The organism is Nostoc sp. C057 (assembly GCF_013393925.1).
GTDB classification, from domain to species: Bacteria; Cyanobacteriota; Cyanobacteriia; order Cyanobacteriales; family Nostocaceae; genus Nostoc; species Nostoc muscorum_A.
This window is the reverse complement of the sequence record NZ_CP040283.1, coordinates 82,863-95,621: the sequence shown is the minus strand read 5'-3', so window position 1 is coordinate 95,621 and position 12,759 is coordinate 82,863. Positions and strand designations below refer to the sequence as shown.

The 12,759-nt window shown below is 46.4% G+C and carries 9 protein-coding genes and 2 pseudogenes; all 11 read left to right on the top strand.

Features of this window, described 5'->3' with window-relative positions; all coding sequences use genetic code 11:
• Positions 1-7 precede the first annotated feature (7 nt).
• The 11 genes and pseudogenes from clpB to FD724_RS33165 all read left to right on the top strand — a co-directional run bounded on the left by clpB (position 8) and on the right by FD724_RS33165 (position 12,558).
• Entirely contained in the window at positions 8-2,629 is a 2,622-nt protein-coding gene (gene clpB / locus FD724_RS33215) for an ATP-dependent chaperone ClpB (RefSeq protein WP_179075966.1), read from the top strand.
• A gap of 105 nt (positions 2,630-2,734) precedes the next feature.
• A complete protein-coding gene (locus tag FD724_RS33210) occupies positions 2,735-3,295 on the top strand; it encodes an HdeD family acid-resistance protein (protein ID WP_179075965.1) in 561 nt (186 codons plus the stop codon).
• 186 nt (positions 3,296-3,481) lie between these two features.
• Positions 3,482-4,036 (top strand): general stress protein, encoded by a 555-nt coding sequence (locus tag FD724_RS33205; protein ID WP_179075964.1) that lies wholly within the window; start codon positions 3,482-3,484, stop codon positions 4,034-4,036.
• A 10-nt stretch (positions 4,037-4,046) separates the two neighbouring features.
• Entirely contained in the window at positions 4,047-4,199 is a 153-nt protein-coding gene (locus FD724_RS33200; protein WP_179075963.1) for a hypothetical protein, read from the top strand.
• Positions 4,200-4,229: 30 nt separating this feature from the next.
• Complete coding sequence (locus FD724_RS33195; RefSeq protein ID WP_179075962.1) at positions 4,230-5,072, top strand: 2Fe-2S iron-sulfur cluster-binding protein; 843 nt, start codon at positions 4,230-4,232, stop codon at positions 5,070-5,072.
• Complete coding sequence (locus FD724_RS33190) at positions 5,059-6,051, top strand: xanthine dehydrogenase family protein subunit M (RefSeq protein ID WP_179076024.1); 993 nt, start codon at positions 5,059-5,061, stop codon at positions 6,049-6,051. Before FD724_RS33195 ends, FD724_RS33190 begins: the two co-directional genes overlap by 14 nt.
• 20 nt (positions 6,052-6,071) lie before the next feature.
• Positions 6,072-8,363 (top strand): xanthine dehydrogenase family protein molybdopterin-binding subunit, encoded by a 2,292-nt coding sequence (locus FD724_RS33185; RefSeq protein ID WP_179075961.1) that lies wholly within the window; start codon positions 6,072-6,074, stop codon positions 8,361-8,363.
• Between the two features lie 63 nt (positions 8,364-8,426).
• The gene (locus FD724_RS33180) at positions 8,427-9,587 is read left to right on the top strand and encodes an XdhC family protein (protein WP_179075960.1); all 1,161 of its coding nucleotides are present in this window, start codon (positions 8,427-8,429) and stop codon (positions 9,585-9,587) included.
• Complete coding sequence (locus tag FD724_RS33175; protein WP_179075959.1) at positions 9,566-10,162, top strand: NTP transferase domain-containing protein; 597 nt, start codon at positions 9,566-9,568, stop codon at positions 10,160-10,162. Before FD724_RS33180 ends, FD724_RS33175 begins: the two co-directional genes overlap by 22 nt.
• 443 nt (positions 10,163-10,605) lie before the next feature.
• Positions 10,606-10,857 (top strand): annotated as a pseudogene (locus tag FD724_RS33170) (IS701 family transposase); the annotation flags it as partial.
• Positions 10,858-11,423: 566 nt separating this feature from the next.
• Positions 11,424-12,558: pseudogene (locus FD724_RS33165) on the top strand (ISAs1 family transposase).
• Positions 12,559-12,759: the final 201 nt, after the last annotated feature.

The following is a 12,759-nucleotide window of genomic DNA, read 5'->3' as shown; positions in this document are numbered from 1 at the left end:
CACGATTATGCAACCAACCAATCCCGAGCAATTTACTGAAAAAGCCTGGGAAGCCCTTGTTCGTACTCCCGAAATTGCCAAGCAGTTTCAGCATCAGCACATTGAGAGCGAACATTTGATGCTAGCGCTACTGGAACAGGAAGGACTCGCCAGTTCTATTTTCAACAAAGCTGGGGTGAATGTTCAAAAACTCCACGAGCGCACTATCGACTTCATCAACCGTCAGCCCAAAGTATCGGGGGCTAGCAGTGGTTCGGTATACATCGGACACAGTTTAGAGAGGCTGCTCGATCGCGCCGAACAATACCGCAAAGAGTTTGGTGATGAATATATTTCTATTGAACATTTAATACTTGCCTTTGCCAAAGACGATCGCTTTGGTAAAGGGTTGTTTCAAGAATTGGGACTGGATGAAAAAAAACTCCGCAACATCATTCAACAGATTCGAGGGAGTCAAAAAGTGACAGATCAAAACCCGGAAGTTAAATATGAAGCGCTAGAAAAATACGGACGCGATTTAACCCAATTGGCACGTGAGGGCATACTTGACCCAGTGATTGGACGAGATGAAGAAATTCGCCGCACGATTCAAATCCTTTCTCGTCGGACTAAAAATAACCCCGTGCTGATTGGTGAACCCGGTGTCGGTAAAACGGCAATTGTAGAAGGATTAGCGCAGCGCATTATCAGTGGTGATGTCCCGGAATCATTGCGCGATCGCAAACTAATAGCTTTAGATATGGGTGCGTTAATTGCCGGAGCCAAATACCGGGGAGAATTTGAAGAACGCCTGAAAGCTGTCTTAAAAGAAATCCAAGAAGCACAGGGACAAATCGTCTTGTTCATTGACGAAATTCACACTGTAGTTGGTGCGGGTGCAACGCAAGGATCGATGGATGCTAGCAACTTGCTCAAGCCGATGCTTGCTCGCGGCGAACTGCGCTGTATTGGTGCCACCACGCTAGATGAATACCGCAAGTACATTGAAAAAGATGCGGCTTTGGAACGTCGTTTTCAGCAGGTGTATGTCGATCAGCCCAGTGTGGAAGATACCATCTCAATTCTGCGCGGTTTGAAAGAGCGCTACGAGTTACACCACGGCGTGAAGATTTCTGATAGTGCGTTAGTTGCGGCAGCTACTCTGTCTGCGAGATATATTAGCGATCGCTTCCTACCCGACAAAGCTATTGATTTGGTGGATGAAGCTGCGGCTAAACTAAAAATGGAAATTACTTCTAAACCAGAAGAATTAGACGAAATCGATCGCAAAATTCTGCAACTGGAAATGGAGCGGCTGTCACTGCAAAAAGAAACAGACAGTGCTTCCAGAGAGCGGTTAGAACGCATAGAGAGAGAACTTGCACAGTTAAAAGAACGCCAAGTTGCTCTCAATGCTCAATGGCAGGCAGAGAAGCAAATTATCGATCGCATTCGCCAAATTAGACAAGAGATTGAGCGTGTCAATGTAGAAATTCAGCAAGCCGAACGCGATTACGACCTCAACCGGGCAGCAGAACTGAAATACAGCAAACTCACTGAGCTGCAACGACAACTAGAAGAAACCGAAGCGCGACTAGCTCAAATCCAGACTAGCGGTAAATCTTTGTTGCGCGAAGAAGTCACCGAAGCTGACATTGCCGAAATTATCTCCAAGTGGACGGGTATTCCGTTGAGCAGACTGGTTGAATCGGAAATGCAAAAACTTTTGCATCTGGAAGAAGAGCTACATAAACGTGTGATTGGTCAGGAAGAAGCTGTAAGAGCTGCTGCTGATGCAATTCAACGTTCCCGTGCTGGGTTGGCAGATCCGAATCGTCCCATTGCCAGCTTTATTTTCTTAGGCCCGACCGGGGTGGGAAAAACAGAACTGGCAAAAGCTTTAGCGGAATATCTGTTTGATACCGAAGATGCACTGGTGCGGATCGATATGTCCGAATACATGGAGAAACACGCTGTTGCCCGTCTCATCGGTGCGCCTCCAGGTTACGTGGGCTATGAAGAAGGCGGACAACTCACCGAGGCGATTCGCCGCCGACCTTATTCTGTAATTCTGTTTGACGAAATTGAGAAAGCTCATCCTGATGTATTCAACGTCCTGCTGCAAATCCTGGATGATGGTCGCCTAACTGATTCTCAGGGACGCACAGTAGATTTTAAAAATACGATCGCGATTATGACCAGCAATATTGGTTCAATATACATTTTGGATGTGGCAGGAGACGATAGCAAGTACGAACAAATGCGCGATCGCGTCATGGAAGCAGTGCGAGAAAGTTTCCGCCCCGAATTCCTCAACCGCATTGATGAAATCATTATCTTCCATAGCTTGCGGAAGGACGAGTTGCGCGAAATTGTCAAACTACAAGTGCAGCATTTAGAGGAGCGATTGCGCGAGCGTAAAGTCTCGCTCAAAATCTCCGACCAGGCTCTCGATTGGATTGTTCAGGTCGGTTATGACCCAGTTTACGGTGCTCGTCCCCTGAAGCGGGCGATTCAGCGAGAACTAGAAACTCCAATTGCCAAAGCGATTCTACGCGGCGAGTTCCACGAAAGCGACACAATCTACGTCCATGTGGAATATGAGCGACTGGTGTTGAAGCGCTTATCACCTGAACTGGTCAATGCTTAGAGGGGGCAGAGGAGTACAAGGGAGAGATAACTCTTGGAAAGACTTGGGTTAATCGCGTCTCTCTTTCAAAATTTAACAACATATCAAAACATTTTTGGAAAAGCTATGACTTCTGAAGATTTTAGAGAAACCAGAACAAATTCAGCATTGGCAATTGTCTTAGGTGTTTTGATGATTCTGCTCGGAATTGCAGCGATCGCAGAACCATTTATTGCCACTATTGCCATCACAATCGTATTCTCCTGGACTTTAATTATTGCTGGCATCGTCCGAATTGTTCATGCATTTCAATCACGTCACAAACGAGGCTTCTGGACAACACTAGCAGTTGGTATTCTATACGTCATTGGTGGAATTTTGTTGATTAGCAACATCTTTGGTGCTGCGCTCTCTCTCACCTTAGCTTTTGGATTTATCATTTTTATTGAGGGTGTATTGGAGGTGATTGCAGCATTTCAAATGCGTCGAGATCCAAACTGGGGTTGGGTACTATTTAGCGGTATCATGGCTATTATTCTAGGGATTTTTATTCTGTATCAATGGCCTGTCAGCGCAGTTTGGGTATTGGGAGTATTTGTAGGGATTAATTTTTTGTTGACGGGTGTTTGGATGATCATGCTTTCATTAGCTTCTCGTAGTCTTCTTGACCATAGGGCAAGAGTTTAAAGCAGTTATCAGTTATCAAAGTTTGAGTTGGAGATTTAGACCCCAACTCAAACGTAGCACGCAATAGTGGTGAGGAACTTTGACTCCCAACTGAAAAACAGTTTACTGTTCACTATTTACTAATTTGTTGAAATAACTTTCGGTTTTATTAGTGAGCTAGTGCTGCCTCACTGAAATAAGGATAATATGATTACAACAGATAACAAGCACGCTGTTGGAGTATTTACTAACCGTAAAGCAGCGGAGCAATCAGTTAATGAATTAAAAGCCTCAAGCTTTCCAATGGAAAAAGTTGCGATTTTTGCAAAATTTGCAGATCGCATAAATCCTATTGGCGAAGTATCAGTCAGTTCGCGTATCAACAATCAAAGTGTAGATACAACTGGAGCAGTTGGTGACGCTTTAGCTACAAGTTTTTGGGGAAGCGTATTAGTTGGTCTTAGCAGTTTGGTACTTCCTGGCGGTATTGGAGTAATAATTGCAGTCGGTTCGGTTGGAACAGCATTCATTATCAGTGTAGCGGGTGTTGCGGTTAGTACTATAGCCACAAATCATTTAGTAAAGGTGCTAGCTAGTTTAGGTATTCCTGAAGACCGAGCTAGACGTTATTGCGATCGCATCCAGTGCTGTGAATATTTACTAGTACTAAAAGGCAAAGATGAGGAGATTCAAAATGCTGAAGTCATTTTGAAGAAGCATGATATTAACTATTGGGGTATCTATGAGCTACCACAGGTTTAAATAAGCCTTCTTGGGTGGCCGCCGAGATACGGATACCGTTGGCGAAATATTGCTTAACAAAAAAACGGTGGATTTACCGTGTATTACTTGGAAAGGTGCTTCTGCGCCTTTGGTGGGTGCAGACCGTGAGAAGAGTCGGCGCGAAAAACAAACACTTGTCTAGGGCTTGTTCGAGAATGTTGCAAGGAGAATCATGGACGACAATCAAGAACGACAAGATTTCGATCTAACCGAAAGCGATGAGCAACTCAGCGCGGACGAAAAAACAATACTTGACGAACTCGGTATTGTTGGTGCTGCTCGCCGAAAATTCTTGGGGCAAAACATGGCTGCGGCACTCGGCACTTTCGCCTTCCACCTGCTGGCTAAAGAGGAGGTCTTTGCCACGCTCACCGCTTCGCCCGACGCAGTGTTCGCTTCGACCGCTGGGGTGGAAAACGCCGTTAAGGTCCTGTTGAAAATCAACGGCTCTACTCAACGCCTGGAAGTGGATTCGCGCACGGTGCTGCTCGATGCTCTACGCGAAAGACTTGGATTGATCGGCACCAAAAAAGGGTGCGATCAAGGACAGTGCGGTGCTTGTACAGTGATCGTTGACGGACGCCGCGTGCTTTCGTGTCTGACACTTGCCGCGAGCTGCGAGGGAAAAGAGGTGACGACCATCGAAGGGCTGGCTGACGCCGACAATCTTCATCCGATGCAGACGGCGTTCATCAAACACGACGGCTTCCAGTGCGGCTACTGCACGCCGGGGCAGATATGTTCGGCAGTGGCGCTTTTGCAGGAAGCCAAAAACGGCGACGTGAGTCACGTCACTAATAATTTGCGGACGAGTCCCCAGAATTTATATCTCTCTGATGAAGAAATCAGAGAACGCATGAGCGGCAACATTTGCCGTTGCGGCGCTTATCCAGGAATCGTTGCGGCAATCAGAGAAGTTCATTCCGGGCGCGAAACAGCCCAGACCAGGCATTTTGCAAGCGATGAAGAAATTGCCATTGCATTCAATGAGGGCAAAGCCGATGAAATCGTTTAAATATTCTAGCGCAACCGACGCAGCAAGCGCCGTTGGCACCGTTTCCGCTAATCAAACGGCACAGTTTCTCGCAGGCGGGACAAATTTGATTGATTTGATGAAAGAATACGTCGAGCGTCCCAGCGAACTTGTTGACATCTTAGGTTTGAATCTGGCGGAAATTCGATCGACCTCGAACGGAATTTCTATCGGCGCGTTAGCCAAAAATACTGATACGGCTAACCATGCGCTCGTCCGGCAAAATTACCCGCTTCTGTCAATGGCGATTTTAGCTGGTGCCTCCGTACAGCTTCGCAATATGGCGACCAACGGGGGAAATTTAATGCAGCGCACCCGTTGCCAGTATTTTTACGACATCGCTATGCCGTGTAACAAACGCGAGCCTGGCAGCGGATGTGGAGCGCTTCAGGGGCTTAATCGCATTCATGCCATTTTTGGCTACAGCGATAAATGCGTGGCGACTTACCCGGGCGATATGGCGAATGCGCTTTATGCGCTTGACGCAGTAGTGAGGATTCGCGGCACGAACGGGCAAGAACGCACAATCCCGATCCAGGATTTTCATCGCTTGCCGGGCGAAACGCCGGAAAAAGATAACAATCTTCAGCATGGGGAATTGATCGTCGCCATCGAAATGCCGAGGAATAACTTCGCCGACAAGTCTTATTACCTAAAAGTTCGCGATCGCACTTCATATGCTTTCGCACTGCTTGCCGTGGCTGCTGCTTTAGAAACAAGAGGCAACAACATCAAACAGGCACGCGTTGTTTTGGGAAGCGTCGCGCATAAACCTTGGCGTTCAGGCGAAGCGGAAAGAGTTTTGATCGGAAAACCAGCGACGGAAGAAACTTTTCGGGCTGCTGCCGAAGTGGCTTTCAAAGATGCGAAACCGCTTGAACATAACGGTTATAAAGTCGAACTCGGAAAACGCGCCATTGTTCTCGCTTTGCAGCGAGCGATGTCGGGCGGTGTTGCGTAAGTAGGGAGAATATAAAAGAAATGGCAAGATACATCGGAAAAGAAATGAGCCGCGTAGACGGCATCGCAAAAGTGACGGGCAAGGCAAAATACGCCGCAGAATTTCAGGTTTCCAATCTCGCTTACGGTTTTATCGTGCTGGGAACCGTAGCAAAGGGCACGATTAAATCAATCGACACGCGTGAGGCTGAACGCGCTGCGGGCGTAATTCGCGTCTTCACGCACCTGAACACACCAAAGCTCGATCCGAAGTTTTCTATGGTGCAGGCTCCGTCGCGCGCTACCGATGAGCAAGACAAGTCGTTTCAGGCGCTCCAGTCCGACAAAATCTTCTTCAATATGCAGCCTGTGGCACTCGTCGTCGCCGAGACATACGAGCAAGCGCGTTATGCGGCACGTCTGGTCAAAGTCTCCTACAACACAGAGCCGCACACGACCGACACCGAGGCGGTGCGAGCGATCGCGCGCGTCCCCACCCAAGCTCCGCCTCTAAAGCCGCGCGGTAATCCGGAAGAGACGATGCGTACAGCGGCGATTGAGACTCAGCCGTTAGTTGTTGAACATACTTTAACGCGCGGTAATCCGGAAGAGACGATGCGTACAGCGGCTGTGAAGGTAGAGGCCGAGTACCGCATTCCTATCGAGCACCACAACCCCATAGAGCCGCACGCGGCCATCGCGGTCTGGCAAGGCGACAAGCTCACGATCTTCGACAAGACGCAGGGGGTCTATGGCGTGCGCGCACATTTGGCTTCGAGCTTCGGCGTGCCCGAGGAAAACGTGAGCGTGCTTTCACCCTTCGTCGGCGGGGCTTTCGGATCGTCGCTGCGCCCGAACTATTATCCGGCGCTGACAGCAATGGCGGCCCGCGAACTCAAACGCCCAGTCAAGGTCGTCTATACGCGCACACAAATGTTCACTGGCCACGGCTATCGTCCGTACACGATTCAGAAGGTCGCGCTCGGCGCAGAGCGATCGGGAAAGCTCTCCACGATGATTCATGAAGTCGTACACAACACCTCCAACATCGAGGAGTTCTCAGACGAAACCACGCTTTTCACGCGCCAGGTCTACGCCTGCCCGAACCTCTACGCGCCGCTGAAGATTACCAACACTGACCTCCCCACCCCGACCTGGATGCGTGCACCGGGGGCCGTTAGCGGTATGTTCGCGCTCGAATGCGCGATGGACGAGCTGGCCTACGTGCTCAAGATCGACCCGCTCGAACTACGGCTGATCAACTACGCCGAAGTAGACCCTGAGAGCGGCAAGCCATTTTCGAGTAAGGCGTTGCGGGAGTGCTATCGGCTCGGCGCGGAAAAATTCGGTTGGAAGAAGCGCCAGTTTGAGCCGCGCTCAATGCGCGACGGACGCCTACTCGTCGGTTGGGGTATGGCAACCGGCGTCTGGGGCGCTTTCCAGATGCCTGCTGCCGCCCTCATCACGCTGCGGGTGGATGGCACGGCGCAAGTTGCTAGTGCGACCAGCGACATCGGCCCCGGCACCTACACGGTGATGACCATGATCGCTGCCGAGTATCTGGGGCTGAAGTTGGAGCAAGTGAAATTTGAACTCGGCGACACGAAGTTCCCTCTGGCACCGTCGCAGGGGGGATCTTGGACGACGGCGAGCGTCGGCTCGGCCGTGCGCGGCGCGGCTCTGGCGATCGGCACGAAGTTGCTCGCACTCGCGAACCAGGAACCGAATTCTCCGCTCAAGGGGGCAGCCGCCGCCGATGTCGAGATGCTCGACGGGAGACTGCGACTAAAAAACGACCCATCGCGTTTCGTCAACATCTCCGGAGTGATGAAGCGTAATGGTCTCACCGCAATCACGGAAACATTCGAGTCGCTTCCCTCAGAGGAGCGCGAGAAGTATGCGACGTTGGCGCACGGCGCGCAGTTCATTGAAGTGAAGGTCGATCCGGATGTGGGGACTGTCCACGTTACGCGGGCCATTGAAGTGACTGCCAGCGGCAAGATCATGAATCCGAAGGCCTCGCACAGCCAGGAAATTGGCGGCGTTGTCTGGGGCATCGGCATGGCACTGCAAGAGGCGACTGAAATCGACCATCGTTACGGGCGGATCATGAACCCGAATTTGCAGCACTACCATGTGCCGGTTAATGCCGATATTCTGGAGATCGAAACGATCTTTGTTGAGGAGGACGATAAAATCGTCAATCCGCTCGGTGTTAAAGGCATGGGCGAACTCGGTATGGTCGGAATTCCGGCGGCGATCGCCAATGCGGTTTTTCACGCGACCGGCAAGCGAATCAGAGATTTGCCCATCACGCCTGACAAACTCTTGTAGAATTTGCTGCCGCAAATTTAGCGCTATTACATTTACATAGTTCCGTAAGTGAGCAATAACTATATGAATGAGTTACAGCATATCCTGCAAGCATTTGTACATAGCCAAAAGTCAGCACAGCGTAGTGCTTTAGCAACGGTAGTACAAACAAGTGGCTCGGTTTATCGCCGATCAGGGGCGAGGATGTTATTGCTTGAAGATGGACAAATGATTAGTGCGATTAGCGGTGGCTGTTTGGAAGGTGATGTTTTTGAACGGGCGCAATCGCTGATGTTTGGCGGTGGTGAAGCGATAGTAGTAAGATATGACACTACATCGGATGAAGACATTGTATTTGGCTTTGGGTTGGGGTGTAATGGCGTTGTCGATGTTTTGATTGAATCTTTAGGTGATGAAACTGCTGCGAGCCAAATGTCTTTCATTCAAGATTGTTTGCAGTCTGGGCAAGTGGGAGCGATCGCTACTGTCTTTAAAATAGAGGGAGCGTCAGATATTACAGTTGGTTCTCGAATGATGCTGAAATCAGATGGCACTGTCATCAATCACGTTGCTAATATTTTCATTGCTCAAAAGATAGAAATAGACACTCACCAAGCACTGAGAAAAAAACAAACTTGCGTACAATCATATACTTTACCTCAAGGACGCGTTGATGTGTTGATTGAAGTAATTCATCCATTAGTACCACTGCTCGTATTTGGTTCTGGATATGATACGATTCCCGTGGTGCATTTGGCGAAACATCTGGGTTGGCACGTTACCGTAATTGATGATCGACCAGGGTATTTGAGGGGCGATCGCTTTCCTCAAGTTGACCAAATTCTCTGGTGCGAACTCAATGATTCCCACTCATACAAACATTTGCTGACACCGCAAACTGTAGCAGTTGTCATGACACACCGCTATCTAAGCGATCTAGCATTTCTCAAGACTCTGATTCCGTCCCAGGTGCGTTACCTGGGAGTGTTAGGCCCAAAACGCCGGATGCAAAAATTGTGGGATGATCTGTCTGAAGAAAATATCATTACCACATCTGCACAAGAACAACGAATTTATAACCCTGTAGGACTAGACATTGCTGCGGAAACACCCCAAGAAATCGCCCTGTCCATCGTGGCAGAAATTCAAGCTGTAATTGGCGGAGGTAGGGGTAGTTTCTTGCGCGATCGCCTAGGCTCGATCCATTCTCTCTTAGAGCAACCATGTCTAACATTGGCATTATAATTTTGGCAGCAGGCGCTTCCACAAGGCTTGGTCAGCCTAAACAGATCCTAGCTTACCAAGGTAAATCACTAATTCGACATATCACGGAGGCGGCGATTAATTCTCAGTGTCGGCCAGTTGTTGTTGTGTTGGGTGCTTACGTCGAAACTATTGAGCCGCATCTGAGAAATTTAGATATCCACATTGTTTATAATCAAAAATGGTCAACTGGTATGGCCAGTTCCATTCAATGTGGACTAAATGCTATTGGGGCGATCGCATCTGAGATTGAAGCGATCGTACTGATGTTATGCGATCAACCGTTTGTTTCCTCCGACCTGATTAATCAACTTGTTACAAGATATCAAGCTACAAATTCGATGATAGTTGCTTCGGAATACGCGGGTATCCTTGGTGTTCCTACTATATTTCACAAAACGTTATTTTCAGAACTAGCTCTTCTTCAGGATGATATCGGTGCTAGAAAAATCATTCGTCAGCATTATTCAAACTGTTCAAGCATTTATTTTGCTGAGGGACTTATTGATGTAGATACTCTTGAGGATTATGAACAACTTCACAAACATCATCGTTAACAAGTTAGGCTTTAGGGCTATTAGTCAATAAGCAAAAGTACGCAATAGACTAGCATGAATGCTCATATGACTGTAAGGGGTGTAGTCAAAAGTGGGTAGTTGTCCAGGCATACATCTACGCCAAGCGGACAGTTAACGCTCTTTCAAGAAACACTTGACGTAAAGCTTATGTAGAAAGGGTTTGATAAAATGAAGCTTCCTCCTTATCTTGGGATTTGGGGACAAGTTGAAAACCAAAAGCTTGCGCTTTCTTCTGAAGATTTTTGAGGATCAGATCCTGGTATTTTTGCTCATAATATTCCATACCAGGATCAGAATATCGTCCAGCAGTTGTCCAAATTGTTTATGGAAACTAGCATTATCTAAAATTAAAATAATCTTGGGGCCAATCTTCTGAAAATCATCCTTGCTGAATCCAGAGCTTATCCACCGCATTTGCCTAATTAGGAAATCTTTATGGATTTCGTAATTGGGTGGAATATGCGTTTAAACAAGGGAAGAATGAGTTGGGATGGGCTGATTTTAGACTTACGAATTATCAGCAAATAGAAAAATGGTGGGAACTAGTTATGAGTGCCTATTTTTTAGTCAGTTTACAGGCTCAAGCTAGAAATAAATCAGAAAGCGAAAGCAAAAATGAAGCAATATCACCGCAAATTTCAAGAGAACCAGCAGAGTTTAGCAACCATATTTGATTTTTGAACAAAACTCAGTACACCTTTATTCCTTCTTCCCAGTCCTAAAAGAGCGTTAAGTGATTAACTGGATTTGATATGAAATATCTCCGCATCCCCTTTCTTTGCTTTGCGTCTCTTCCATAAAAAAGGCATTGCACTCCAGGGCAAACGCATCTAAATATTGACAAGCCTGAATCAGGATGAAATACACCAAGATTCAAACTACATAAGGCTTTGAGGAAATTAAATCTCACTGAGCGTGAAAATGATAATCATTAGGAGGGGGAGTTAGAGGCAGCCGATGGCTGCCTGAATTTTCACAGTCAGTTCTCCACTCTTCTAGCGTAGGTTTTCTCAAAGTCTGATTCTCAATAGTTTTAGATTAATGACCAGGAATCACGAGAAGATCAGCGCAAAGAAAAACTCAATTTATGCGATCGCTAGCGCGTTGGGCGGTTACGCCATCGAAAACTCTTCAAAGTGCTTATTACAGATGGCGTGAAGAGTCAGGACGGCTGCCTGTCAGAGAACGTGGTATTCTCACATTTATCAGAAAGAAGAATTACATTCTCCCATCTCATAAGATGAAGCTAAAACCAAAAATCACGATTGCTGATCATTTTTTGGGGATAGAAGACCCACGAATTGACCGCACTAAACGACACAATTTAATTGATATCATGACCATTGCCGTATGTGCAGTGATTTGTGGAGCGGATGGTTGGACAGCAATCGAGACGTATGGCTGTGCGAAATATGAGTGGCTAAAAACATTTTTAGAATTACCAAATGGCATTCCATCCCACGATACATTTGCACGAGTTTTTGCTTAAAATTTATCCTCAACAGTTTCAAGAATGTTTTCTTTGTTGGATGAAATCAATACAGAAGATAACTTCTGGGGAAGTGGTTGCGCTTGATGGGAAAACCTTACGTGGTTCTTATGATAATAGTAGTGACCAAAGCGCAATTATAATGGTAAGCGCCTGGGCAACTACGAATAAATTAGTTTTGGGACAAGTGAAAGTAAATGAGAAATCAAATGAGATTACAGCAATTCCAGAATTATTAAAGGTCTTAGAACTATCTAGATGTATTGTGACAATTGATGCAATTGGTTGCCAGAAAGAAATCGTAAAATTAATCACATCGCAAAATGCCGATTATGTAATTGCGTTAAAGAAGAATCAAGGAAATCTTCATGATGAAGTCGAAAAACTCTTCTCTTCAGGGATAGCGACAGATTTTGATGGGATTGAACATAGCACATATAAGACAGAAGAAGCAGGGCATGGTCGTCATGAAATCCGCAATTACGTAATGTTATCTCAAATTCAGTCTCGGCTTAACCCAGATTCAGTTTGGTCAAATTTTAATAGTGTTGGGATGGTAGAATCCGTCCGTTCATTAAATGGTGAAACAACGGTTGAAACCCATTATTTTATCAGTAGCCTTGAGTCAAATGCTAAACAGTTTGGTAATTCTATTCGCAGTCATTGGGGAATTGAGAATTCATTACATTGGATATTGGATGTCGCTTTGAAAGAAGATGATTGTCGAATTAGAAAAGATAATGCTCCACAGAATTTTGCAATTCTCAGACATATTGCAGTCAACCTTTTAGGTCAAGAGAAGCGCGTCAAACGTGGAATAAAAAATAAACAGTTTCTCGCTGGGCTGGATAACAATTATTTAGCAAGAGTTTTAGCATTAGCATAAACTAATATATCAGAAATTAAATTTTAATCTTTAGGAATAAATTCATTTTTCCTCTAGATAGACATACTTTCATAAACTCGAATCTTGAGTTATTTTAGTATCAACAAATAATCATTTAGTTTCAGATAATCTAATTAATATTTTTCAGAATACTTCATTCGTTTTATTTATCATTTTAGGAATTTTTACACTTATCTATGT